The sequence below is a fragment of the Pseudomonas sp. HN8-3 genome (assembly GCF_020790195.1).
Taxonomy (GTDB): domain Bacteria; phylum Pseudomonadota; class Gammaproteobacteria; order Pseudomonadales; family Pseudomonadaceae; genus Aquipseudomonas; species Aquipseudomonas synxantha_A.
On the sequence record NZ_CP086206.1, the window covers coordinates 2,795,873 to 2,822,444 of the forward strand.

Genomic DNA, 26,572 nt, shown 5'->3' on the forward strand with positions numbered 1-26,572 from the left:
TATTTGAGTGTCAGCGGTTTAGCGAAATAGCTGGCGGACTAAGATCAGACGTTAAAAGTTGTAAGCCCAAGGTAAATAGCCGGTAAAGGTGCTTTTCTAAACGCCCCCCAGTGCTTATCTTTCAGCCTCCCGAAGAAGAAGCTCTCATCCCCAATGGTTGATCACTCCATGCAATCCTCCTCCCGCAACTCCCGCCGCTGGCTGTTTGGCCTGCTTGTGCTGCTGGTTATCGCCGGCCTGTGCTGGAAATTCTGGCCCGGCGGCGCGGCTCACAAGGACGCTCCTGCGGGGCACACCGGCAAGACCGGCATGGCGCGCCCGGGCTTCGGCGGTTCCACCGGCCCGGTGCCGGTGCGCGTGGCGCCGGTGGTGCAGGGGGAGTTTGCGGTGTACTACAAGGCGCTGGGCACGGTCACCGCGCTCAACACCATTAATGTGCGCAGCCGGGTGGGCGGTGAGCTGGTGAAGATCGCCTTTGAAGAAGGCCAGATGGTCAAGGCCGGCGACCTGCTGGCAGAAATCGACCCGCGCAGCTACCAGAACGCCTTGCTCCAGGCCCAGGGCACATTGCTGCAGAACCAGGCGCAGTTGAAAAACGCCCAGGTCGATGTGGAGCGTTATCGCGGCCTGTACGCCCAGGACAGTATCGCCAAGCAGACCCTGGACACCGCCGAAGCGCTGGTCCTGCAATACCAGGGCACGGTCAAGACCAACCAGGGCGCGGTCGACGATGCCAAGCTCAACCTTGAATTCACCAGGATCCGTGCGCCGATCAGCGGCCGCGTTGGCCTGCGCCAGCTCGATGTCGGCAACCTGGTCGCAGCCAATGACACCACCGCCCTGGCGGTCATCACCCAGACCCAGCCGATCAGCGTGGCGTTCACCCTGCCGGAAAATACCCTGGAAACCGTACTGGCCCGTTACCACGCCGGCAACAAACTGCCCGTGGAAGCCTGGGACCGTAGCGACGTGAAAAAACAGGCGGTCGGCGTGTTGCAGAGCCTGGACAACCAGATCGACGTCACCACCGGTACTTTGAAGTTCAAGGCGCGCTTTGATAACAAGGACCAGGCGCTGTTCCCCAACCAGTTCGTCAATGTGCACTTGCTTGCCGACACCTTGCATAACGTGGTGTTGGCGCCGTCGGCGGCGGTCCAGTTCGGCAACACCGGCACCTTTGTCTACAAGCTTGACGGTGACAACAAGGTCAAGGTCCAGCCCCTGGTGCTGGGTGACACCGACGGTGAGAACACCGTGGTCAAGGAGGGCCTGGTCGCAGGCGATCGCGTGGTGCTGGAAGGCACTGACCGTCTCAAGGACGGCAGCGAAATCGAAGTGGTCAACGAAAGCAAGGAAGTGCCGACCACGCCTACCGAACACCTGCAAGGCAAGCCCGCGGCAAAAGGGGAGACCGGCGCTGACGCCGGCAAGGCGCAAAAGGTCGGTTCATGAACCTGTCACGCCTGTTTATCCTGCGCCCGGTCGCCACCACGCTGAGTATGCTGGCGATTGTATTGGCCGGGATCATTTCGTACCGCTTGTTGCCGGTATCGGCCTTGCCCCAGGTGGACTACCCGACGATCCGGGTGATGACCCTGTACCCCGGCGCCAGCCCAGACGTGATGACCAGTGCGGTCACTGCGCCGCTGGAGCGTCAGTTCGGGCAGATGCCCGGGCTGACCCAGATGGCGTCCACCAGCTCGGGCGGTGCGTCGGTGCTGACCCTGCGTTTCAACCTCGACGTCAATATGGATGTCGCCGAGCAACAGGTGCAGGCCGCAATCAACGCCGCCACCAACCTGTTGCCCAAGGATTTGCCGGCGCCGCCGGTGTACAACAAGGTCAACCCTGCCGACACCCCGGTGCTGACCCTGGCGATTACTTCCAAGACCATGCTGCTGCCCAAGCTCAATGACCTGGTCGATACGCGCATGGCGCAGAAAATCGCCCAGATCAGCGGCGTCGGCATGGTCAGTATTGCCGGTGGCCAGCGCCAGGCCGTGCGTATCAAGGTCAACCCCGAGGCCCTGGCGGCCAATGGCTTGAACCTGTCGGATGTGCGTGCGCTGATCGCCGCCTCCAACGTCAACCAGCCCAAGGGTAACTTCGACGGCCCCACCCGCGTGTCGATGCTCGATGCCAACGACCAGTTGGTCTCACCCCAGCAATATGCCGAGCTGATCCTGGCCTACAACAATGGCGCACCGTTGCGCCTCAAGGATGTAGCGCAAATCGTCGACGGCGCCGAAAACGAGCGCCTCGCGGCCTGGGCCAACGAGAACCAGGCGGTACTGCTCAACATCCAGCGCCAGCCGGGCGCCAACGTGATCGAGGTAGTCGACCGTATCAAGGCGCTGCTGCCGAGCATCACCGACAACCTGCCGGCCGGCCTGGACGTGACGGTGCTTACCGACCGTACCCAGACCATCCGCGCCTCGGTGAAAGACGTACAACACGAGCTTCTGATTGCCATCGCCCTGGTGGTGATGGTGACGTTCCTGTTCCTGCGTCGGGTCAGCGCCACGATCATTCCGTCCATCGCCGTGCCGCTGTCTCTGGTGGGTACCTTTGGCGTGATGTACCTGGCGGGGTTCTCCATCAATAACCTGACGCTGATGGCCCTGACCATCGCCACGGGGTTTGTGGTGGATGACGCCATCGTTATGCTGGAGAACATTTCTCGCTATATCGAGGAGGGCGAGACGCCGATGGCGGCGGCGCTCAAGGGCGCCAAGCAGATCGGCTTCACCCTGATTTCCCTGACCTTGTCGCTGATTGCGGTACTGATCCCACTGCTGTTCATGGCTGACGTGGTCGGGCGGCTGTTCCGCGAGTTCGCCATCACCCTGGCGGTGGCGATCCTGATTTCGCTGGTTGTGTCCCTGACCCTTACGCCGATGATGTGCGCGCGCTTGCTCAAGCGCGAACCGAAGGAAGAAGAGCAGGGACGTTTCTACAAGGCCAGCGGCGCCTGGATCGATTGGCTGATCCAGGCCTATGGCCGCAAGTTGCAGTGGGTGCTCAAGCACCAGCCGCTGACCCTGCTGGTGGCCATTGCTACCCTGGGGCTTACGGTGGTGCTGTACCTGGTGGTGCCCAAGGGCTTTTTTCCGGTGCAGGACACCGGGGTGATCCAGGGTATTTCCGAAGCGCCGCAGTCGATTTCCTTTGCGGCGATGAGCCAGCGTCAGCAGGAGCTGGCGAAGATCATCCTTGCTGATCCCGCGGTCCAGAGCCTGTCGTCCTACATCGGTGTGGACGGCGATAACGCCACCCTCAATAGTGGCCGCTTGTTGATCAACCTCAAGGCCCACGGCCAGCGCGACTTGAGCGCAGCCGAGGTGATCACCCGCTTGCAACCGCAAATCGACAAGCTGGTGGGCATCCGCCTGTTCATGCAGCCGGTGCAGGACCTCACCATCGAGGACCGCGTCAGCCGTACCCAGTACCAGTTCAGCATGTCGTCGCCGGACGCCGAGTTGCTGGCACTGTGGAGTGGCAAGCTGGTGCACGCCCTCAGTCAACAGCCGGAACTCACCGACGTTGCCAGCGACTTGCAGGACAAAGGCTTGCAGGTGTACCTGGTGATCGACCGCGACGCGGCCTCGCGCCTGGGTGTGAGTGTCTCGACCATTACCGACGCGTTGTATGACGCCTTTGGCCAACGGCAGATCTCTACCATCTATACCCAGGCCAGCCAATATCGCGTGGTGCTGCAAGCTCAGTCCGGCGAAACCCTCGGCCCGGCCGCGCTCAACCAGATCCATGTGAAGACCACCGACGGCGGCCAGGTGCGGCTGTCGAGCCTGGCCCATGTCGAGCAGCGCCAGGCGCAGTTGGCGATTGCCCATATCGGCCAGTTCCCGGCGGTGATGATGTCGTTCAACCTGGCCCCCGGCGTCGCCCTGGGCAAGGGTGTGGAGCTGATCAACCAGACCCAGAAGGACATTGGCATGCCGGTGGGCGTGCAAACCCAGTTCCAGGGTGCCGCCCAGGCGTTCGAGGCGTCGCTGTCGAGTACCTTGCTGCTGATCCTGGCCGCGGTGGTCACCATGTACATCGTGCTGGGCGTGCTTTACGAGAGCTATATCCACCCGATCACTATCCTTTCGACCTTGCCGTCGGCGGCGGTGGGGGCCTTGCTGGCCCTGCTGCTCAGTGGCAATGACCTGGGCATGATCGCGATCATCGGCATCATCCTGCTGATCGGTATCGTGAAAAAGAACGCGATCATGATGATCGACTTCGCCCTCGACGCCGAGCGTAATCAGGGCCTGGACCCACAGACGGCGATTTACCAGGCGGCGCTGTTGCGTTTCCGGCCGATCCTGATGACTACCCTGGCCGCGTTGTTCGGTGCGGTACCGCTGATGCTTGCCAGCGGTTCCGGCGCGGAGTTGCGCCAACCGCTGGGTTTGGTGATGGTCGGTGGCTTGCTGGTGAGCCAGGTGTTGACGCTGTTCACCACGCCGGTGATCTACCTGTACTTCGATCGCCTTGGCCGGCGCTGGCGCAAAGAGCCGCAACGCCTGGAGCCGGTTGAGCCATGAACCTGTCCGGACCTTTCATTCGCCGGCCGGTAGCGACCATGCTGCTGAGTCTGGCGATCATGTTGCTCGGTGGCGTCAGCTTCAACCTTTTGCCGGTGTCGCCGCTGCCGCAGATCGACTTTCCGGTGATCGTGGTGTCGGCCAGCCTGCCCGGCGCCAGCCCCGAGGTGATGGCGTCCAGCGTGGCGACGCCATTGGAGCGTTCATTCGGTTCGATTGCCGGTATCACCACCATGAGCAGTTCGTCGAGCCAGGGCTCGACTCGGGTGATCCTGGCCTTTGATTCCGACCGCGATATCAACGGTGCGGCGCGGGAAGTGCAGGCGGCGATCAATGCCTCGCGCAACCTGTTGCCCAGCGGTATGCGCAGCATGCCCACCTACAAGAAGATCAACCCGTCCCAGGCACCGATCATGGTGTTGTCGCTGACCTCCGACGTGCTGCAGAAGGGCCAGCTGTATGACCTGGCGTCGACCATCCTGTCCCAGAGCCTGTCCCAGGTGCCGGGCGTGGGCGAAGTGCAGATCGGCGGCAGCTCCCTGCCGGCAGTGCGCATCGAGTTGGAACCCAAGGCCCTCGACCAGTACGGCGTGGCCCTGGACGATGTGCGCAATACCATCGCCAATGCCAACCAGCGCCGGCCCAAGGGCTCCCTGGAAGACGCTGAGCGCAATTGGCAGATCCAGGCCAACGACCAGCTGGAAAAAGCCAAGGACTACGCGCCGCTATTGATCCGCTATCAGGACGGCGCGGCCCTGCGCCTGGGGGATGTGGCGAAGATCACCGATGGTGTGGAAGACCGCTACAACAGTGGCTTCTTCAATAATGATTCGGCGGTGCTGCTGGTGATCAACCGCCAGTCCGGCGCCAACATCATTGAAACGGTCAGGCAGATCAAGGCCCAGTTGCCGGCGTTGCAGGCAGTGCTGCCGTCCAGCGTCAAACTCAGCCTGGCCATGGACCGCTCGCCAGTGATCACTGCCACCCTGCATGAAGCGGAAATGACCCTGCTGATTGCCGTGGGCCTGGTGATCCTGGTGGTGTACCTGTTCCTGGGTAACTTCCGTGCTTCGCTGATCCCGACCCTGGCGGTGCCGGTGTCGCTGGTCGGCACCTTCGCGGTGATGTACCTGTACGGGTTTTCGCTGAACAACTTTTCGTTGATGGCGCTGATCCTGGCCACCGGGCTGGTGGTGGACGATGCCATCGTGGTGCTGGAGAACATTTCCCGGCACATCGACGAGGGTGTGCCGCCGATGAAGGCGGCGTACCTGGGTGCCGAAGAAGTCGGCTTTACCTTGTTGTCGATGAACGTGTCGCTGGTGGCGGTGTTCCTGTCGATCCTGTTCATGGGCGGGATTGTCACCAACCTGTTTCGCGAGTTTTCCATCACCTTGTCGGCGGCGATCATCGTCTCGCTGATTGTCTCGCTGACCTTGACGCCGATGCTCTGCGCCCGCTGGCTCAAGCCTCATGACAAGACCCGGCAGACCGGTTTGCAGCGCTGGAGCCAGAAGGTCAACGACCGCATGGTCGCCGGCTACGCCACCAGCCTGGACTGGGTATTGCGCCACCGGCGCCTGACCCTGCTCAGCCTGTTGATTACCGTGGGGGTGAATATCGCGCTGTATGTGGTGGTGCCAAAAACCTTCATGCCTCAGCAGGACACCGGCCAATTGATCGGGTTTGTGCGCGGTGACGATGGCCTGTCGTTCAGCGTGATGCAGCCGAAGATGGAAGTCTTCCGCCAGGCGGTGCTCAAGGATCCGGCGGTGCTCAGCGTGGCCGGCTTTATCGGTGGCAACCAAGGCACTAACAACGCAGTGATGCTGGTGCGCCTCAAACCCATCAGTGAACGCAAGATCTCTGCCCAGGCGGTGATCGAGCGTCTGCGCAAAGAGGTGCCGTTGGTACCGGGCGGGCGCCTGTTCCTGATGGCCGACCAGGACCTGCAGTTCGGCGGCGGCCGCGACCAGACCAGCGCGCAATATTCCTACATCCTGCAAAGCGGCGACCTGGCCGCGTTGCGCCTGTGGTACCCGAAAGTGGTCGCGGCGATGCGTGAGTTGCCCGAGCTGACTGCCATCGACGCTCGCGAAGGCCGGGGCGCGGCGCAGGTCACGCTGATCGTCGATCGGGACCAGGCCAAGCGTCTGGGCATCGACATGGACATGGTCACGTCGGTACTCAACAACGCCTACAGCCAGCGGCAGATTTCCACCATCTACGACAGCCTCAACCAGTATCAGGTGGTGATGGAGGTCAACCCCAAGTATGCCCAGGACCCGATCACCCTGAACCAGGTCCAGGTGATTACTGCCGATGGTGCGCGGGTGCCGTTGTCGACCATTGCCCATTACGAGAACAGCCTGGCCGACGATCGCGTCAGCCATGAAGGCCAGTTCGCTTCAGAAAACATCGCCTTCGATATGGCGCCCGGGGTGACGGTAGAGCAGGGCACCGCGGCCATCGAGCGAGCGATTGCCAAGGTCGGCCTGCCTGAAGATGTGATCGCCAAGATGGCCGGCACCGCCGACGCCTTTGCGGCCACGCAGAAGGGCCAGCCGTTCATGATTCTCGGTGCGTTGGTGGCGGTGTACCTGGTGCTGGGCATTCTGTATGAAAGCTATATCCACCCGCTGACCATTCTCTCGACCCTGCCGTCGGCGGGTGTTGGCGCGTTGCTGGCGATCTACCTGCTGGGCGGCGAGTTCAGTCTGATATCGTTGCTGGGCTTGTTCCTGCTGATCGGTGTGGTGAAGAAAAACGCGATCCTGATGATCGACCTGGCGCTGCAACTGGAGCGCAACGACGGCATGAGCCCGCTGGAATCGATCCGCAGCGCCTGTCTGCTACGCCTGCGACCCATTTTGATGACCACGCTGGCCGCCATCCTCGGCGCCTTGCCGTTGCTGCTCGGCACCGGCGATGGCGCGGAAATGCGCCATCCGTTGGGCCTGACCATTATTGGTGGCCTGGTCTTCAGCCAGATCCTGACCCTTTACACCACCCCGGTGGTCTACCTCTATCTCGACCGCGCGCGCCACCGCTTCAATGCCTGGCGCGGCGTGCGTACCGATGCTGCCCTGGACACTGCGCTATGACCGATTCAACCAAATTATTGTGGCGAGGGAGCAAGCACCCTCACCACAACAACACAATGAAGTTATTGGCCGTGATGATGTGTGGGGTGTTGCTCAGCGCCTGCGCCATTGGCCCTGACTACAAGCGCCCGGAGGTCATCGAACCGGTGCAGTTCAAAGAAGCCCAGGGCTGGCGCCAGGCCAACCCCAGCGATTCCCTGGCCCGTGGCGCCTGGTGGGAGCTGTATGGCGACCGCCAACTCAATGAGCTGGTAGAGCGCCTCAACACGTCCAACCAGACCGTTGCCCAGGCCGAAGCGCGCTTTCGCCAGGCCAAGGCGCTGGTGCGCAGTTCCCGCGGGGCGTTTTACCCCAGCGTCGACCTGAGCGTGGGTAAAACCCGCGCCAGCCAGGGTACCGGCAGCAGCAGCGCCAGCCTCAGCAGTTCCAGCAGTGGTATCCGCGACACCCTCAATGCGCAGTTGGGCGTGAGTTGGGAAGCCGATATCTGGGGCAAGTTGCGCCGTGGACTAGAGGCCAATGAAGCCAGCGCCGAGGCCAGCTCGGCAGACCTGGCCGCGATGCGCCTGAGCCAACAGTCGGAACTGGTGCAGAGCTACCTGCAACTGCGGGTCATGGACGAACAGACGCGCCTGTTGCAAGCCACCCTGGACACCTACCAGCGTTCATTGAAAATGACCGAAAACCAGTACCGTGCCGGGGTGGCCGGCAAGGATGCCATCGCCCAGGCGCAAACTCAGCTCAAGACCACCCAGGCCAGCCTGATCGACCTGATCTGGCAGCGGGCCCAGCTGGAAAACGCCATTGCCGTGCTGATCGGCGAAGCCCCGGCCAACTTCAACCTGGCGGTGAGCAAAGACATTCCGGCGCTGCCGCAAATACCGGTGAGCCTGCCGTCCCAGTTGCTGGAACGTCGCCCCGATATTGCCTCGGCCGAACGCTCGGTGATCGCCGCCAACGCCAACATCGGCGTGGCCAAGGCGGCCTATTACCCGGATCTCAGCCTGAGCTTGCAGGGCGGCTACTCCAGCAGCACCTATGAAGATTGGATCAGCCTGCCGAACCGCTTCTGGTCGGTGGGGCCGAAACTGGCGATGACCCTGTTCGATGGCGGCCAGCGCTCGGCGGAAGTCGACCGCACCGTGGCCAGCTATGACGAGACCGTGGCCAAGTACCGCCAGACCGTACTGGATGGGTTCCGTGAAGTGGAAAACTACATGGTGCAACTCAAGGTGCTGGCGGACGAAGCTGTGGTCAGCAATGAAGCGCTGGAATCGGCGCGTGAGTCGTTGCGCTTGACCGAGAACCAGTACAAGGCGGGTCTGATCGCTTACCTGGATGTGGTGACTGTGCAGGCGACGGCCTTGAGCAACGAGCGCACCGTGTTGACCTTGTTGCAGTCGCGGCTGGTGGCGAGTGTGCAGTTGATTGCGGCGTTGGGTGGTGGCTGGGATGGCCAGACGTCTCTTGCCGAGAAGGAGTGAGCGAATACCTGCGCATCCTGTAGGAGCGAGCTTGCTCGCGAAGAACACACAGACACCGCGTTTCCCCCGGTTTCGCACGTCATCGTTGACGATCTTCGCGAGCAAGCTCGCTCCTACAGTGGGGAGGCCCCTTTCCACAGGTATTGAAAAACACCCGCATTAAGCCAGCAGATTGACGCCAAAAAATGACTAATGGCTATCTGCTTAATTAATCACCTGCCCCAGAATCATTCTCGCTACAATCGCCCGCTTTGCCACCCGGCATGGGCTTTTACGCCCTGTTGCCTGCGAGAAGCCCCATGTTGATCGGTAGCTATTCAACCTCCCTGGTCGTGATTTCCCTGTGCGTTGCAATGCTGGCGTCCTACACCGCGTTGGACCTGGCCGGGCGTATCGCTACGACGAAGGGGCGTGCCGTTTACCTATGGATTACCGGCGGCGCAGCAGCCATGGGCGTGGGCATCTGGTCCATGCACTTTATCGGCATGTTGGCCCTGCGCCTGCCGTTTGCCCTCGGGTTTGACCTGGGCATCACTGCGCTGTCGCTGTTGATCGCTGTGTTATCCAGTGGCTTCGCCTTATGGCTGGTCAGCCAGCCACGTCTGCCGGCCTGGCAACTGGCGTTCGGTGCGCTGGTGATGGGTGCCGGTATCGCCAGCATGCACTACACCGGCATGGCAGCGATGCGCATGACCCCGGGTATCGACTACGACCCGACCTTGTTCGGCGCTTCGTTGTTGATCGCGGTAATGGCCTCCGGCGCCGCGCTGTGGATCGCCTTCAACCTGCGTCGCAATACGCCTTACGTGCGCCTGGCGCGGGGTGCGGCGGCGGTGGTGATGGGCGTGGCCATTGTCGGCATGCACTACACCGGGATGGCCGCGGCGCAGTTTGCCGATGACAGTTTCTGCGGTGCCGCGCTAACGGGCTTGAGCGGCAAGGGCCTGGATAACCTGGTCTTGGTGACCTCCCTTGCGGTGTTGGTCATAGCGTTGTTGACCTCCTTGCTGGATGCCCGCCTGGAGGCGCGCACCGCTGTACTCGCCGATTCCTTGACCCTGGCCAACCAGGAACTGACCCACCTGGCACTGCACGACATGCTTACCGGCTTGCCCAATCGCACACTGCTGGCGGATCGCATTCAACAAGGCATTCAGGCGGTGTACGAGCAGGGCGGTTGCTTTGCGCTGATGTTTATCGACCTGGACGGCTTCAAGCCGGTCAACGATGCCTTCGGTCATCACATGGGCGATCAACTGCTGCGCGAGGTTGGCCTGCGTCTGCGCGAGGACTTGCGCAGCCAGGACACCCTGGCCCGTATTGGCGGTGACGAGTTCGTGTTGCTGGTGCAATTGACCCAGCCGGACGATGCCATGGGCCTGGCCGAGCGTCAGGTCGGTCTGATCAACCGCGCTTTCACGGTGGCCGAGCATGAGCTGAAAATCTCCGCGAGTATCGGTATCGCCATGTTCCCGGGCAACGGTAATAACCCCCAGGAGCTGTTGATGAACGCCGACGCGGCGATGTATCACGCCAAGGGCATGGGCAAGAACGGCTACAGCTTCTTCGATGCGTCAATGAACACCAATGCGCGCAAGCAACTGCAATTGTTGCAGGACCTGCGCAATGCCCTTGAACTCGGCGAGTTTCGCTTGTATTACCAACCCAAGTTCGATGCGGTGAGCGGTATTGCCGTGGGGGCCGAGGCGTTGTTGCGCTGGGAGCATCCGCAACAGGGCTTGTTGCTGCCGGCAGCTTTTATCGCGCTGGCGGAGAAAACCGGGCTGATCATTGCCATCGGTGAATGGGTACTCGACGAAGCCTGCCGCCAGATGAGCCTGTGGTACGCACAGGGTTATCAGAGCTGGCGCATCGCCGTGAATCTTTCGGCGCTGCAGTTCTGTCATGCCGGGTTGGTCAACAGTGTTGCGGCTGCTCTGGAGCGCCACCAATTACCCGCCAACAGCCTCACGCTGGAGATCACCGAGACCACTGCCATGAGCGATGCCGATGCGAGCATGACGGTATTGCAGCAGCTCTCGGACATGGGAGTGGACCTGTCCATCGATGACTTTGGCACCGGTTACTCCAGCCTGATGTACCTCAAGCGCCTGCCGGCCAACGAGTTGAAGATCGACCGCGGCTTTGTACGCGACCTGGAGCACGACAGCGACGACGCCGCCATCGTCTCGGCCATTGTCGCCCTCGGCCAGGCCCTGGACTTGCGGATCGTTGCCGAAGGCGTGGAAACCGAAGCGCAGCAAAATTTCCTTACCCGCCTGGGGTGTGATTCCTTGCAAGGCTATTTGTTGGGGCATCCATTGCCGGCCGACAATTTCATGGCAAACATCCTCGCCGGCGAAGATGCGCCAGCGCCTGACAAAAGCCATCAGTGACGGGTATTCTTGGATCCAACCCTAACCATCAGGTTGAATCAGGAGACCGTAGCCATGGACAAAGTCGTCATCATCACCGGAGGCAGCCGCGGGATTGGCGCCGAGACGGCCTTGCTGGCTGCTCGCGAAGGTTATCGCATCTGCATTAACTATCAGTCGGACGAGAAGGCTGCCCATGCCGTGCTTGAACAAGTGCGCGGCCTCGGCGCCCAGGCCATTGCGGTGCGCGCTGATGTCAGCATCGAAGATGAAGTGATAGCGCTGTTCAATCGCGTGGATGCCGAATTGGGGCGTGTCACGGCGCTGGTCAACAACGCCGGTACTGTGGGGCAAAAGTCGCGGGTCGACGAGATGTCCGAGTTTCGTATCCTGAAGATCATGAAGACCAACGTGCTGGGCCCGATCCTGTGCGCCAAGCACGCGGTGCTGCGTATGTCGCCTCGGCATGGCGGGCAGGGTGGCAGTATCGTCAACGTGTCCTCGGTGGCGGCGCGGCTGGGGTCGCCAGGTGAGTATGTGGACTACGCTGCGTCCAAGGGCGCTCTGGATACCTTCACCCTCGGTCTGTCCAAAGAAGTCGCAGGTGAAGGCATTCGAGTCAACGCGGTACGCCCTGGTTATATCTTTACCGATTTCCACGCCCTGAGCGGCGACCCGGACCGCGTCAGCAAGTTGGAGTCCGGTATCCCCATGGCGCGTGGCGGGCGTCCGGATGAAGTGGCTGAGGCGATTATCTGGTTGCTGTCGGACAAGGCCTCATACGCCACCGGCACCTTTTTAGACCTAGGGGGCGGACGCTGAAAAGCAGCTTACTGCCCGAGGTTTTGCAGCACGTCGTAGCCGTTTTCCGCGAATGCTACAAGTAGACGGGCTTCTGAGTTCTTTCGGGTGGAATAGCCGGCGTTGTGAAAGCCATTGATCTTGCCGTCGTGTCGTTCGCTGTTACCGACGCGGCGATCATTCACATTGTCGAGGACGTTAATCACTCTCGCCAGGTTATAGGCCGCGTGGGCCCTGGCCTTGGCATCAGGGTTGGCGAATGTCCAGTCCCCCAGTCGGCGCTTGAGCAAGTCTGTCACCGGGTAGCTATCGCGGCGCTTGAACAGGTGCTTGAGCGCAGGATTGGCGTTGATGATCTGCCGGGTGGTACGACGGTCACCGACGGGAGGTTCTTCGGGCGCAGTCGGCGCAATAAGCCAGTTATTTTCAGGGCGACCTTCGCCAAGCCGATAGGCGGTCGATGCCGCAAGAGGGTTGATGCGCATGACGATCTCGACATGAGGATAGGCATAGCTAGGTGGTTCCTGATGGCACACGGTTCCACGGGCTGTGTTTCGCGCCGTTAAAAAGACCGCACTATCCGCCCCAGCGTCTCCATGGCCTTTTCCGAGGCTTCGTTCCATGGGCTGCCATAGTTCAAGCGTATGCAGTTTCTGAAGCGCTGGGTCGCTGAAAAAATCGGCCCCGGTGCGATGCTGATGCCTTGGGCCAGGGCCATCTGGAACAATTTCAGCGAGTCGGTTTGCTCCGGCAATTCCAACCACAGAAAATAACCGCCCGCCGGCTGGCTGACCCGTGTCTGGGCCGGGAAGTAGCGGGCGATGGCCGCCAGCATGGCGCTTTGCTGTTCTTCCAGGGCATAGCGCAATTTGCGCAGATGCCGGTCATAACCGCCGTGTTGCAGGTAGTCGGCAATCGCCGCCTGGGCCGGCATCGACGGGCACAGCGAGGTCATCAGTTTCAGGCGCTCGACCTTCTGCGCAAAGCGCCCGGCCGCGACCCAGCCGACGCGGTAGCCCGGTGCCAGGCTCTTGGCAAAGGAGCCGCAGTGCATCACCAGCCCTTCGGTATCAAACGCCTTGGCCGGTTTTGGCGCGTGTTGCCCGTAGTACAACTCGGCATAGACATCATCTTCGATCAACGGCACCTGATGGCTGCGCAACAGCTCTACCAGCGCCTGTTTTTTTGCTTCGGGCAGGGTGGCGCCCATGGGGTTCTGGAAGCTGGTCATGGTCCAGCAGGCCTTGATTGGGTAGCGCTCAAGACTTTGTGCCAAGGCGTTCAGGTCAATACCATCGCGCGGGTGCACCGGGATTTCCACGGCCTTGAGTTTCAGGCGCTCCAGCACTTGCAGGCAGGCGTAGAACGCCGGTGCCTCGATGGCAACCAGGTCGCCCGGTTCAGTCACGGCTTGCAGGCACAGGTTCAGCGCTTCGAGGGCACCGTTGGTAATCAGCAGCTCCTCCATGGGCAGCATCAGGCCGCCGACCATGTAGCGTAGGGCAATCTGTCGGCGCAGTTGCGGGTTGCCCGGCGACATGTCGGTGACCACCAGGCGCGGGTCCATTTCGCGGCTGGCGCTGGCCAGGGAGCGGGCCAGGCGCGGCAACGGGAACAGCATCGGGCTGGGGAAGGCCGAGCCGAAGGGCACTGTATTAGGGTCTTTGATGGAGTCGAGTACCGAAAACACCAATTCACTGACGTCCACATGGGTGGACTCATGCACCTGCTCGCTCACCACTGGCTCGGAAAACGGGCTCGGCGCATGGGTGTTGACGAAGTAGCCCGAACGCGGCCGCGCGCGAATCAGGCCACGGCGTTCCAGCAAGTAATACGCTTGGAACACGGTAGACGGGCTGACGCCGTAGGTCTGGCTGGCATAGCGCACCGACGGTACGCGCTGACCTGGGCCAAGGACGCCGGAGCGGATCAGTTCTGCGATGTCATCGGCGAATTTTTCGTAGCGTTTCATGGCAGCCTTAAACAGTTTTCAGTCTGTACGCCGGGTAAGTGTGTGTGGGAGCTTGCCCACGATTAGCATAGGTATCTACACATTTTTGGTACGGCGCTGTACCTGTGGCGAGGGAGCTTGCTCCCGTGACGACCAGTCAGCCAGCGCATATCTATCTGATGCTCCGAGATCCAAATGTGGGAGCGGGCTTGCTCGCGAAGGCGGCCAGGCAGCCGACACAGTTATACCGAGTACATATCCATTGCTGCGGTAACGGCCACTTATGGTTCCGCTCTTACAGCGGGTCACTTTCGAAAAGCCGGAATGCCGGCCCAGAATCCCTGTCGAATTCCGGCCAGCGTGGTTTGACGGGGCGCTTAAGATCAAAAACAGATCAAGATCAAGAGCGGCTCGCTTCGCATCGTAGTTACCGTCGGCTTCTACAACCTAAAAAATTGTGTAGATACCTATGTCCCGATGAGGGGGTGTCAGTAACCAAAACTGTTCTGACCCACCGCTATCGGGAGCAAGCCCCCTCCCACATTGGCGGATTGTCAGCGGTTCAACGGCGCGACGAAGCGACTGTCTGCGGCGCTGTAGATCCAGGGCTCATCCACATCTGTCACCTTGAAGCGCAGGCTCTGCGAGCTGCTCGCCGGCTTCTCGGCCAGCAGTGCCACTGACACCGGCATATCGACGATTTCTCCGGGCGCCAGGCTGATCCGGGTCTTGCCTTGCAACTGGAACCCGTCGGCATCCACCAGTTCCACCCGGTAGTCCTGGCGTTGCTGGGTCTTGTTGATGACCTTGAGGCTGTAGATGTTCTCGATCAAACCCTGGCTGTTTTCGCGAAACATGCCGCGGTCCTTGGTGACATCCAGCGACACCATCGGCCGTTCAATCAAGGCCACCACCAACGCGGCAATCATTACCAGCAGTACGGCACTGTAGCCGATCAGGCGTGGCCTGAGCAGATGAGTCTTGCCACCCTGCAGTTGGTGTTCACTGGTGTAGCTCACCAAACCCCGGGCATAGCCCATTTTGTCCATGATCGAGTCGCAGGCATCAATGCAGGCCGCACAGCCGATACATTCCATTTGCAGGCCGTCGCGGATATCGATGCCGGTAGGGCAAACCTGCACGCACAGCTGGCAATCAATGCAATCACCGAGCCCTGCATCGGCTGGCTGCACTTCGCGTTTGCGCGGGCCACGGCGTTCGCCGCGGGCGGTATCGTAGGAAATGGTCAGGGTGTCTTTATCAAACATTACGCTTTGGAATCGCGCATACGGGCACATATGCATGCACACCGCTTCGCGTAACCAGCCGGCATTGATGTAGGTAGCGCCCGTGAAAAACAGCACCCAGAACAGGCTCACCCCGCCGATTTGCCAGGTCAGCAGTTCGACGGCGAGAGGGCGGATGGGCGTGAAGTAGCCGACAAAGGTCAGCCCGGTCAGCACGCTGATGCCCAGCCACAGCGTATGTTTGGCTGAGCGTCGCGCGAGTTTGTTCAGGCTCCACGGGGCCGCCTGCAGCTTGATACGCTGGTTGCGCTCGCCCTCGGTGATCTTTTCACACCACATGAACAGCCACGTGAACGAGCTTTGCGGGCAGGTATAACCGCACCAGACGCGGCCGGCAAACACCGTGATCGCAAACAGGCCGAAGGCACAGATGATCAGCAGCGCCGAGAGCAGGATAAAGTCCTGCGGCCAGAAGGTGGCGCCGAAAATGTGGAACTTGCTGTGCGCCAGGTCCCACAGCACGGCCTGGCGCCCACCCCAGTTCAGCCATACGGTGCCGAAAAAGGCCAGGAACAGCAAAGCCGTTCCACTGACACGCAAGGTGCGGAACAGGCCGGTAAAGCTGCGGGTATGGATCAGGTTATCGCTGGATTTGGCCTTCACCTTCTTTGGGTGTATGGGCTCAAAGGTTTCCACGGTTGGGATTCGTTCGCTCATGGTCGTTCGCTCATCAGCCTCCATCAGGCCAATGCACTATGGGCGACAGGCTGTTTGCATAACAGACTCAGGTATGGCGATATAAAGCGGATCAGATGGGCTGGATGTACCCATCTGCGTCAATGTGCTGCACCCCAGCGTCAATAAGGTGCAGCGATCGATCGAAGGGGCTGACGCAGATCAATTAAATCACCGAACCCGGTTCGTCGGCCTTCACGTGCTGACGGCCATCGGTGGCGCCTTCAACCGTCAGGGCGTCCGCCTCGGCTTCGGTGATGTAGATGCGAGAACCCGCCAATTCCAGATAAGACATGGCTTTGTCGTGATCGGTAAGGATGGTCACCCGGGTGGCGGGCAGGCTTTGTTCCTGGCCGTTTTCGTCGAGCGTGAAGTAGCACAGATGATTTTCGATGTGTACGGTCATGACGATCTCCGTTTTGTGAACTGTGCAGCGTTAGGCGACTGCCATGCGCACGGGTTCCGGGCAACTGACTGGCGGTCTGTGCGGTCTATTCTTTACTCATAATAAAAGGAGCGCATCCATGGACGTCTGGTGGCAACAAGTGTGGCAAACCCTGCAAGCCGAGTTCGCCGACATCACCGATGCCCGGCAACTCACTCAAGTGACTGTGCGCCTGCTGATCGCTGCGATCCTGGGTGGCATCCTGGGTTTTGAGCGTGAACACAAGGGCAAGGCGGCGGGCGTGCGCACTCATATGCTGGTGGCGCTTGGCGCGGCGCTGTTCGTGCTGGTGCCGCAGATGTCCGGCAACCAGGCAGACGCCATGAGCCGGGTGGTTCAAGGGGTGATTGCGGGCATCGGCTTCCTTGGCGCCGGCACTATCCTCAAGGGCAAGGAAGATGAAGAGGGCCAGCATGTGAAGGGCCTGACCACGGCTGCCGGGTTGTGGATGACCGCCGCCATCGGGGTGGCGGCGGGCATGGGGCGTGAATCGACGGCGGTACTCAGTACGTTGCTGGCCCTGGCGGTGTTCAGCATCATGCCGAGAATCGTCAAGTTAGTGGAAAAGTGATACCCAGCCATCAGGTCACGATGTTGCTTTGGCGCACCTCACCAAACACCTTCAGTACGAAGGGTGGCTTGCCTGGAGCATCAGCAATGACTACCACGCTGACATTTTTATTGGGCGAATATTGAATCTGTATCTCCCCGATCGACTCTGGGCGGCGCTCAACCCACCGCAGCGGGGTGTTCAACTGTTTCTGAATGCCGGTCAGGTTCAGTTTGTCTTGGGATTTGAAATTCCGGATCTCTTGAGGAGACTCGAGTGTGGATTCACTGGCAGAGCGGAAGCTGTAGGTTGCAGAGCTGTCGTGGCCAGTGTCGGAGGCCGATGGCGGTGGCGTGGCATCTGCTTGTGACGCGTCGAGCTTTTCCTTGGCCAGCGAATCGCAGGTATTGCTTAAGGTTTTATAGGTCGAGTCCATCCTGGAATAGTGTTGTTTGATTTTGGCTAACTCTGCGAGTGAGTTATCGAGACGGCCAAAAGAGCTCGAGGCGTCGCCGTCAAATGCCCCGAGCAGGGCCTCGATATTTTCAAAGGCGAATTTATTCATTACCTCTTCTGTTGTTTTGTGCTTGGCTGAGTTCAGGTTCCTGGCACCGGCATTGAGCACGACGCTCATCTCTTCAAATTTTTTGCGGTTCGCTTTGGCGTCGGGCCCACGTAACGCTGCGCGCCTGTTTTCTGGCTGAAAAATCCATTCGAGTTCGGACTTGATCGCACGAGATTGGGCAGAGTCCGGATTGCCCTGTAGCGCGTTGATTGTTTCCGGGGTCAATAGTGTATGAGTATCGCTCACGCGTTTCGTCGCGTCTGCGTGTTGCTCAGGAGAGGTCTGATTGGAACGCGTGTCAGGCGATTGCTGTGCACGGTCCGGTGCCTTGGGCGTAACGGACCAGTTCGGGCCAGCGTTGAGCAACGCGTCCACCTGCTGCTGTGTGGGCCGGCCCTGAGCTTGGGCGCCGCTGGAGTGTCCAGGTGGCGATGGCTGCGTGCGGGAAAAGTGCTGAGGGTTGATAGTCGACATGGTGTCCTCGCGATAGGATCAGAACTTCCCATCGGAAGATGGGTTGAGTGCGAGGTAAATATATAAACCTGCAGTCACGCGAGCATTCAGGCTTGTTCCCAGTGTCTGTAGGAGAGTTCGATTTTTTGCGGCTCGCTCGAGTTGAAGAACAGCCTGGCCCCTCCCGAGCGAACCTCCATCATTGTGACTCAGACGATGACCGGCGGCGTGGTCGTGGGCGGTTCTTGCGCTGCGGGTGGCTCATCTTCAGGGGGTTCCTGCTTTGGCGCCGGCGTCGGCTCCGAAGGCGGCAAGGGCGGGGCATCGATATTCGGATCTTCGGGTTCAGGGGGTATTGGGATATTCATCAGTGTGGCCTCCTTTGTGCTTGGCTCTATGGGTGGACCATTGCCTTGGGGAATTGATTCCCCGCCCGGCGGCCACATATCCACCTGAACTTTTGCCGCGCGCCCAGGCTCGGACTTTAAACGGCTCTGCTCAGGGAGAGCGTCGCCGTACTTGAATTCGGATCAAGCAAAGAGCGTCCACGGGGCGTAAGGGGAAGATGCTCGATGACTGCTGAAATACTGGCTCCAGAGGGCTGCGCACTGCCGTTGTCGCAAGCGCTGTTGTTACCCAGGATCGCTATCGAAAGCACCATGCCGGTGATCGACAAGGGGGAATTTGCCGTCAAGGCCGTGGTCGGCCAGCGCGTCAATGTCACCAGTAAAGTGTTCGCCGATGGCCACGACAAACTGGCGGTGCTGATCCGCTGGCACGCGCTGGAGGATGAAAGCTGGCACAGCGTGGTCATGACCGATGTCGGTAACAATGGCTGGGAGGGCGCGTTCACCGTCGCCCACCTCGGTCCGCATGAATACTGCATCGAGGCATGGATCGATACCTTCGCCAGCTTCTGCTATGAACTGCGCAAGAAACACGAGGCCGGGGTGCCGGTCAGCCTTGAATTGCAGGAGGGCCGTAGCCTGGTGTTGCAGGCCGCCGAGCGCAGTGACAACGAATTGCGCGACCGCTTGATGTTGCTGCACCACGAATTGTCGGGCCTGCTGGAAACCGAGCAGGTGGCGTTGTTCCTGCACGAAGACAGTGCACACCTGATGACCCAGGCCGATCATCGCGCTTATCTGAGCATCAGCCCCGCCTACCCGATTGACGTAGAGCGTGAGGCGGCGCAGTTCGCCAGTTGGTATGAGCTGTTTCCCCGCTCGATCACCGACGATCCGGCCCGCCACGGCACATTCAATGACGTGCACTCGCGCTTGTCGATGATCCACGACATGGGCTTTGACGTGCTGTACTTCCCGCCGATCCATCCCATCGGCCGCAGCCATCGCAAGGGTAAGAACAACTCACTCACCGCCGGCCCCGATGATCCGGGCAGCCCCTATGCCATCGGCAGCGAGGAGGGCGGGCACGAGGCGATTCACCCGCAACTGGGCAGTCGTCAGGATTTCCGTCGCCTGGTCAAAGCCGCTGCCGACCACGGCCTGGAAATTGCGCTGGACTTTGCCATCCAATGCTCCCAGGACCATCCGTGGCTTGAACAGCACCCTGGCTGGTTCAACTGGCGCCCCGATGGCACGATTAAATACGCAGAGAACCCGCCGAAAAAGTACCAGGACATCGTTAACGTCGATTTTTATGCGGCGGATGCGATTCCGGGCTTATGGACAGAGCTGCGCGATATTGTGGTGGGTTGGGTGGAAGAGGGCGTGAAGACCTTTCGCGTCGATAATCCCCACACCAAGCCGCTGCCATTCTGGCAATGGCTGATCAGTGATGTCAGGTCCAGATACCCTGAGGTGATCTTCCTCGCCGAGGCCTTTACGACTCCGGCGATGATGGCGCGCCTGGGCAAGGTCGGCTACTCCCAGAGCTACACCTACTTCACCTGGCGCAATACCAAGGCCGAGTTGAGCGAGTACCTGACGCAATTGAACCAGTCGCCGTGGCGCGAATGCTACCGGCCGAACTTCTTCGTCAATACACCTGATATCAACCCAGGCTTTTTGCACCAGTCCGGGCGCGCCGGCTTCTTGATTCGTGCCGCGCTGGCGGCCATGGGCTCGGGCCTGTGGGGCATGTATTCAGGCTTTGAACTGTGCGAAGCCGCGCCAGTGCCGGGCAAGGAGGAATACCTGGATTCGGAGAAGTACGAAATCCGCCCGCGGGACTTCACCGCCCCCGGCAACATCATTGCCGAGATCGCCCAACTCAACCGTATCCGTCGGCAGAACCCGGCCCTGCACACACACCTGGGGCTCAAGCTCTACAACGCCTGGAACGACAACATCCTGTATTTCGGCAAGCGCAGCGAAGATGGCAGCAACTTCATTCTGGTGGCAGTCAACCTCGATCCCTTTAACGCTCAGGAAGCCCATTTTGAACTACCGCTGTGGGAACTGGGCCTGCCGGATGACGCCCAGACCCAGGGTGAAGACTTGATGAACGGCCACCGTTGGACCTGGTACGGCAAGACCCAATGGACACGGCTTGAACCGCAGATGCCCTTTGGAATCTGGCGCATCACCCATTCCCCAGGCTGATGGAGTTCCCCTGTGGGAGCTGGCCTGCCTGCGATAGCGATTTGTCAGCCACCATTTCAGGTACTGACAGACCGTTATCGCAGGCAAGCCAGCTCCCACACTGGATCGCATTCCGTCTGCAGAACTTTAGTGTTTTCAGGAGTTCCCGATGGCGAAGAAACCCAAGACAGCCACCTTCATCAAAGACCCGCTCTGGTACAAGGATGCGGTGATTTACCAGGTTCACGTCAAATCCTACTTTGACTCCAACAATGATGGCATCGGTGACTTCCCCGGGCTGATTGCCAAGCTCGACTATATTGCCGACCTTGGCGTGAACACCATCTGGCTATTGCCGTTCTACCCCTCGCCACGTCGCGATGACGGCTACGATATTGCCGAATACCGTGGCGTGCACAGCGACTACGGGACCATGGCCGATGCCAAACGCTTCATCGCCGAGGCGCATAAACGCGGGCTGCGGGTAATTACCGAGCTGGTGATCAACCACACATCCGACCAGCACCCCTGGTTCCAGCGTGCGCGCAAGGCCAAGCCGGGTTCGGCCGCGCGGGACTTCTACGTGTGGTCGGACGATGACCAGAAGTACGACGGCACGCGCATCATTTTTCTCGATACCGAAAAATCCAACTGGACCTGGGACCCGGTCGCCGGCCAGTACTTCTGGCACCGCTTCTACTCCCACCAGCCCGACCTCAACTTCGATAACCCGCAAGTCATGAAGGCCGTACTGTCGGTGATGCGCTATTGGCTGGACCTGGGCATTGACGGCCTGCGTCTGGACGCCATCCCCTACCTGATCGAACGCGACGGCACCAACAACGAAAACCTGGCTGAAACCCACGACGTCCTCAAGCAGATTCGCGCCGAAATCGATGCCCATTATCCCGACCGAATGCTGCTGGCCGAAGCTAACCAATGGCCCGAAGACACGCAGCTGTATTTCGGTGAGCGCAAAGGCGATGACGGCGATGAATGCCATATGGCCTTCCACTTCCCGCTGATGCCGCGCATGTATATGGCGCTGGCCCAGGAAGACCGCTTTCCCATCACCGATATTCTGCGCCAGACCCCGGAGATTCCCGCCAATTGCCAATGGGCGATCTTCCTGCGCAACCATGATGAGCTGACCCTGGAGATGGTCACCGACAAAGAACGAGACTACCTGTGGAACTACTACGCCGCAGACCGCCGCGCCCGAATCAACCTGGGTATTCGTCGACGCCTGGCGCCGCTGATGGAGCGTGATCGTCGCCGTGTCGAGTTGCTCAACAGCCTGTTGTTGTCGATGCCGGGCACACCGACTTTGTATTACGGCGATGAGATCGGCATGGGTGACAACATCTACTTGGGCGACCGCGACGGTGTGCGTACGCCTATGCAGTGGTCTATCGACCGCAATGGCGGCTTCTCCCGTGCCAACCCGGCCAGCCTTGTATTGCCGCCGATCATGGACCCGCAATACGGTTATCAATCGGTCAACGTCGAGACCCAGGCCCAGGACCCGCATTCGTTGCTGAACTGGACCCGGCGCATGCTCGCGGTGCGCAAGCAGTCCAAGGCCTTTGGCCGTGGCAGCCTGAAAATGCTCTCGCCGACCAATCGGCGCATCCTGGCTTACACCCGTGAATACACGGGGGAAGACGGCCACACCGAAATCATCCTGTGCGTGGCCAATGTGTCGCGCAGCGCCCAGGCGGCGGAGCTGGACTTGTCTGCCTTCGCCGGCATGGTGCCGGTGGAGATGCTCGGCGGTAATGCCTTTCCACCGATTGGCCAGCTGAATTTCCTGCTGACCCTGGCGCCCTATGGCTTTTATTGGTTTGTGCTGGCGACGGAAAACCAGATGCCAAGCTGGCATGTGGAACCGGCGCAGAGCATGCCCGACTTCACCACTCTGGTACTGAAAAAACGCATGGAAGAATTACTCGAAGAGCCTTGCCGCACCAGCCTGGAACAAACCTCATTGCCAGCCTGGTTGCCCAAACGTCGCTGGTTTGCCGGCAAAGACACGGCGATCGACAGCGTGCGCATCGCTTACGGCGTACGTTTTGGCGACCCACAGCACCCGGTATTGCTCAGTGAAGTCGAGGTCAGCAGCGGCGGTCAGGTCAGCCGTTATCAACTGCCGTTGGGCTTTCTCGGCGAAGATCAGGTGAGCAGCGCCTTGCCCCAGCAATTGGCCCTGGCCCGGGTGCGACGTACTCGCCAGGTAGGGTTGGTGACCGATGCCTTCAGCCTTGAGCCTTTCATCCGTGAAGTCATCCAGGCGATGCAGGCAGGGACCGTGCTCAACTCCAGTGAGGGCGATCTGCGGTTTGAGGCGACCGGACACCTGGCCGGGCTGCAACTGACTCACGAATCGCCGGTGCGTTACTTGTCTGCCGAGCAGTCCAACAGTTCGGTGGTGTTGGGCGAAAGCCTGGTGCTCAAGCTGATTCGCAAAGTCAGCGCCGGGGTACACCCGGAGCTGGAAATGAGCGCCTACCTGACCGCCGCCGGCTACCCGAATATCTCGCCTTTGCTGGGCTTTATGAGCCGCCGCGACGCGCAGGGGCAGGACAACCTGCTGATGATTGCCCAGGGCTACCTGAGCAACCAGGGCGATGCCTGGAGCTGGACCCAGAACAACCTGGAACGGGCGATCCGCGACGAGTTGGCCGAGGCCATTTCTGAACAGGAGCAGCACTACAACGCCCTTGGCGAACTGGCGGATTTCGCCGCGGCGCTCGGCCAGCGCCTGGGGGAAATGCATGGGGTGCTGGGGGCGCCAACGGATGACAAGGACTTCCAACCGCAAGTCACCACCGCCAAGGATACTCAGGCCTGGGCCAAGGATGTCGGCGCGCAGATCGAGCGTGCGCTGCAATTGCTCAAGCTTCATCAAAGCCAGTTGAACCCCGCTGACCAGGCGTTGGTCAGTGAGTTACTGGTACACAAAAAAGCCATCGCCGGGCATGTCCAGGCGTTGGCGAAGGCCACGGTCGGCGGGCTGCGGATTCGTGTCCACGGTGACTTGCACCTGGGCCAGGTGCTGGTGGTCAAGGGCGACGCGTACCTGATCGACTTTGAAGGGGAACCTGCGCGGCCGTTGCATGAGCGGCGCGGCAAGCACAGCCCCTATAAAGATGTGAGCGGAGTGCTGCGCTCCTTTGACTACGCGGCGGCCATGGCCCTGAATGTGCAAGCAGTGGATCAGACACCGCAAGCCAACACTGCGCGCAAGCGCGTCACCGATCGCTATCTGAGTGAAGCCCGCGAGGCATTTACTCAGGCTTATCAGACGGCGACGTCTACACTGGCGCATGATTGGCAGGATGCCAACGGCCAGGACGCAGCGCTGACGTTGTTCAGCCTGGAAAAGGCCGCGTACGAAGTGGCCTACGAAGCGGAAAATCGCCCGACCTGGTTGCCGGTGCCCTTGCAAGGGCTGCATGGCTTGCTGAGCGGGCTTACACCTAAATCGAAACCTGTACGCGGTGGGGAGACGTCATGAGTTTTACACATAAAGAACCGCTGCAGCCCAAGTTGACTGCATTGCCGGCGTCCAAGGACGTCGAAGCGCTGGTACGCGCCGAACACCCGGATCCGTTCTCGATCCTGGGCCCGCATGACGACGAGCAGGGCGGGCAGTTTATTCGCGCCTTTCTGCCAGAGGCGCTCAGCGTTCAGGTACTCAGCCGGGATGGCGGTGAAGTGCTGGGTAGCCTCGAGGCAACCCAGGTGCCAGGCTTGTTTGTCGGGCAGTTCAGCACGCGCCAGCCGTACCTGCTGAAAATCCAGTGGGCGGGCGGTGAACAGATTACCGAAGACCCCTACAGCTTCAGTCAATTGCTGTTGGGGGAAATGGACCTTTACCTGTTTGCCGAAGGCAATCACCGCGACCTGGGCAGTTGCCTGGGGGCCCAGGTGACCAGTGTCGATGGCGTGCAAGGTGTGCGCTTTGCGGTGTGGGCACCGAATGCGCGGCGGGTTTCGGTAGTTGGCGATTTCAATATCTGGGACGGTCGCCGCCATCCGATGCGCCTGCGTCACCCCTCCGGCGTGTGGGAGATTTTTATCCCACGTTTGCAGCCGGGCGCTGCCTACAAATACGAAATCCTCGGGGCTCATGGGATCCTGCCGCTCAAGGCCGACCCGGTGGCGCTGGCCACTCAACTGCCGCCCGATACGGCCTCCAAGGTCGCCGCACCGTTGCAGGTGGACTGGCAAGACCATGAGTGGATGCAAGCCCGGGGTGACAAGCAGAAATCCACGGCGCCGTTGTCGATCTACGAGCTGCACGTGGGCTCCTGGCAGTGCGAGCTGGACGAGACCGGCGAGGTCGCCCGTCAATACGGCTGGCGTGAACTGGCGGAGCGCTTGATCCCCTACGTGCAGCAACTGGGCTTCACCCATATCGAGCTGATGCCGATCATGGAGCACCCCTTTGGTGGTTCCTGGGGCTATCAGGCTTTGTCGCAATTCGCCCCGAGTGCACGCTTTGGATCGCCCGAGGATTTCGCCTGGTTCGTCAATGCCTGTCACCAGGCGGATATCGGCGTGATTCTCGATTGGGTGCCGGCGCATTTCCCCACCGATACCCACGGCCTGGCGCAGTTCGACGGCACAGCGCTGTACGAGTATGCCAACCCGCTGGAGGGCTTTCACCAGGACTGGGACACGCTGATCTACAACCTGGGCCGTACGGAAGTGCACGGCTTCATGCTGGCCTCGGCCCTGCACTGGCTCAAGCATTTTCATGTGGATGGGCTACGGGTGGATGCGGTGGCTTCGATGTTGTACCGCGATTATTCGCGCAAGGCCGGCGAGTGGGTGCCCAACCGCCATGGCGGGCGCGAGAACCTGGAAGCCATCGATTTTCTGCGGCATTTGAACGACGTGGTCGCCCTTGAAGCGCCCGGCGCGCTGGTGATCGCCGAGGAATCGACGGCATGGCCGGGGGTCAGCCAGCCTACCCAGCAAGGTGGCCTGGGGTTCAATTACAAGTGGAACATGGGCTGGATGCATGACTCGCTGCACTACATCCAGCAAGACCCGGTGTACCGCGCCCATCATCACAACGAGCTGAGCTTCGGCCTGGTATATGCCTGGTCCGAGCGTTTTATCTTGCCGATCTCACACGATGAAGTGGTGCACGGCAAGCACTCGCTGATCGACAAGATGCCGGGAGATCGCTGGCAGAAGTTTGCCAATCTGCGCGCCTATCTGAGTTTCATGTGGATGCATCCGGGCAAGAAGCTGTTGTTCATGGGCTGCGAATTTGGCCAGTGGCGCGAATGGAACCACGACCAGCAACTGGACTGGTATCTGCTGCAATACCCTGAGCACCGTGGTGTGCAGAAGCTGGTGGGCGATTTGAACCGCCTGTACCGCGAGGAGCCGGCGCTGCATGAACAGGATGATGCTCCCCAAGGCTTCCAGTGGCTGATTGGCGATGATGCGATCAACAGTGTTTACGCCTGGCTGCGCTGGAGCAAGGACGGCCGGCCGGTGCTTGTGGTTGCTAACTTCACTCCGGTGCCGCGTGAAGGCTATGCGGTTGGTGTGCCGTTCGGCGGGCGTTGGAGTGAGGTAATCAACAGTGATGCGGACACTTACGCCGGTTCCAACTTTGGCAATGGGGGAGAGGTGTTCACCCAGGATGAGCCGCGTCATGGGCAACCGGTGTCGCTGTCGTTGAACCTGCCGCCGCTGGGTGTGTTGATTCTGCGTCCGCAGGAGCTGTAAGGGCACTGGATTGGC

The 26,572-nt window shown here is 60.5% G+C and carries 16 protein-coding genes; 10 read left to right on the top strand and 6 right to left on the bottom strand.

The window, feature by feature from the left end:
• The first annotated feature begins 153 nt into the window (after positions 1-153).
• From LJX92_RS12305 to LJX92_RS12330, 6 genes are all read left to right on the top strand, one after another.
• Positions 154-1,452: an MdtA/MuxA family multidrug efflux RND transporter periplasmic adaptor subunit gene (locus LJX92_RS12305; RefSeq protein ID WP_078821464.1), complete on the top strand. Its 1,299-nt coding sequence runs from the start codon at positions 154-156 to the stop codon at positions 1,450-1,452.
• On the top strand, positions 1,449-4,550 hold the full coding sequence (locus tag LJX92_RS12310) for an MdtB/MuxB family multidrug efflux RND transporter permease subunit (protein ID WP_032875755.1): 3,102 nt from the start codon (positions 1,449-1,451) through the stop codon (positions 4,548-4,550). The genes LJX92_RS12305 and LJX92_RS12310 overlap by 4 nt, the downstream gene beginning before the upstream one ends.
• A complete protein-coding gene (locus LJX92_RS12315; RefSeq protein ID WP_032875751.1) occupies positions 4,547-7,654 on the top strand; it encodes an efflux RND transporter permease subunit in 3,108 nt (1,035 codons plus the stop codon). Before LJX92_RS12310 ends, LJX92_RS12315 begins: the two co-directional genes overlap by 4 nt.
• The gene (locus tag LJX92_RS12320) at positions 7,651-9,138 is read left to right on the top strand and encodes an efflux transporter outer membrane subunit (RefSeq protein ID WP_032875748.1); all 1,488 of its coding nucleotides are present in this window, start codon (positions 7,651-7,653) and stop codon (positions 9,136-9,138) included. The genes LJX92_RS12315 and LJX92_RS12320 overlap by 4 nt, the downstream gene beginning before the upstream one ends.
• A 299-nt stretch (positions 9,139-9,437) precedes the next feature.
• Positions 9,438-11,534, top strand: coding sequence for a putative bifunctional diguanylate cyclase/phosphodiesterase (locus tag LJX92_RS12325; RefSeq protein ID WP_228309818.1), 2,097 nt, complete (start codon positions 9,438-9,440; stop codon positions 11,532-11,534).
• A gap of 54 nt (positions 11,535-11,588) precedes the next feature.
• Positions 11,589-12,335, top strand: coding sequence for an SDR family oxidoreductase (locus LJX92_RS12330; RefSeq protein ID WP_032875743.1), 747 nt, complete (start codon positions 11,589-11,591; stop codon positions 12,333-12,335).
• Positions 12,336-12,343: 8 nt separating this feature from the next.
• Here LJX92_RS12330 and LJX92_RS12335 read toward each other — a convergent pair whose 3' ends face one another.
• The 4 genes from LJX92_RS12335 to LJX92_RS12350 all read right to left on the bottom strand — a co-directional run bounded on the left by LJX92_RS12335 (position 12,344) and on the right by LJX92_RS12350 (position 16,653).
• Complete coding sequence (locus LJX92_RS12335; RefSeq protein WP_032875740.1) at positions 12,344-12,799, bottom strand: hypothetical protein; 456 nt, start codon at positions 12,797-12,799, stop codon at positions 12,344-12,346.
• A gap of 77 nt (positions 12,800-12,876) precedes the next feature.
• On the bottom strand, positions 12,877-14,286 hold the full coding sequence (gene mapR, locus LJX92_RS12340) for a GntR family transcriptional regulator MpaR (protein ID WP_005788562.1): 1,410 nt from the start codon (positions 14,284-14,286) through the stop codon (positions 12,877-12,879).
• 533 nt (positions 14,287-14,819) lie between these two features.
• Positions 14,820-16,229 carry a cytochrome c oxidase accessory protein CcoG gene (gene ccoG, locus LJX92_RS12345; RefSeq protein ID WP_228309819.1) on the bottom strand — a complete coding sequence of 470 codons (1,410 nt, stop codon included), beginning with the start codon at positions 16,227-16,229 and terminating at the stop codon, positions 14,820-14,822.
• 184 nt (positions 16,230-16,413) lie between these two features.
• Positions 16,414-16,653, bottom strand: a complete 240-nt coding sequence (locus LJX92_RS12350; protein ID WP_228309820.1) for a DUF3203 family protein — start codon at positions 16,651-16,653, stop codon at positions 16,414-16,416.
• Positions 16,654-16,771: 118 nt separating this feature from the next.
• Here LJX92_RS12350 and LJX92_RS12355 point away from each other — a divergent pair, with 118 nt between their 5' ends.
• Positions 16,772-17,263 carry an MgtC/SapB family protein gene (locus LJX92_RS12355; RefSeq protein WP_103734282.1) on the top strand — a complete coding sequence of 164 codons (492 nt, stop codon included), beginning with the start codon at positions 16,772-16,774 and terminating at the stop codon, positions 17,261-17,263.
• A 10-nt stretch (positions 17,264-17,273) separates the two neighbouring features.
• Here the strand turns inward: LJX92_RS12355 and LJX92_RS12360 are convergent, their stop codons facing one another.
• Complete coding sequence (locus tag LJX92_RS12360; protein ID WP_228309821.1) at positions 17,274-18,281, bottom strand: M10 family metallopeptidase C-terminal domain-containing protein; 1,008 nt, start codon at positions 18,279-18,281, stop codon at positions 17,274-17,276.
• 188 nt (positions 18,282-18,469) lie between these two features.
• Complete coding sequence (locus LJX92_RS12365) at positions 18,470-18,628, bottom strand: hypothetical protein (protein ID WP_164699486.1); 159 nt, start codon at positions 18,626-18,628, stop codon at positions 18,470-18,472.
• 204 nt (positions 18,629-18,832) lie between these two features.
• Between LJX92_RS12365 and LJX92_RS12370 the strand changes: the two genes are divergently transcribed.
• The 3 genes from LJX92_RS12370 (at position 18,833) to glgB (ending at position 26,557) form a co-directional block, all read left to right on the top strand.
• Positions 18,833-20,827: an alpha-1,4-glucan--maltose-1-phosphate maltosyltransferase gene (locus LJX92_RS12370; protein WP_228309822.1), complete on the top strand. Its 1,995-nt coding sequence runs from the start codon at positions 18,833-18,835 to the stop codon at positions 20,825-20,827.
• 148 nt (positions 20,828-20,975) lie between these two features.
• Positions 20,976-24,323, top strand: a complete 3,348-nt coding sequence (treS, locus tag LJX92_RS12375) for a maltose alpha-D-glucosyltransferase (RefSeq protein ID WP_228309823.1) — start codon at positions 20,976-20,978, stop codon at positions 24,321-24,323.
• Positions 24,320-26,557: a 1,4-alpha-glucan branching protein GlgB gene (gene glgB, locus LJX92_RS12380; RefSeq protein ID WP_032875727.1), complete on the top strand. Its 2,238-nt coding sequence runs from the start codon at positions 24,320-24,322 to the stop codon at positions 26,555-26,557. The genes treS and glgB overlap by 4 nt, the downstream gene beginning before the upstream one ends.
• The last annotated feature ends 15 nt before the right edge of the window (positions 26,558-26,572 follow it).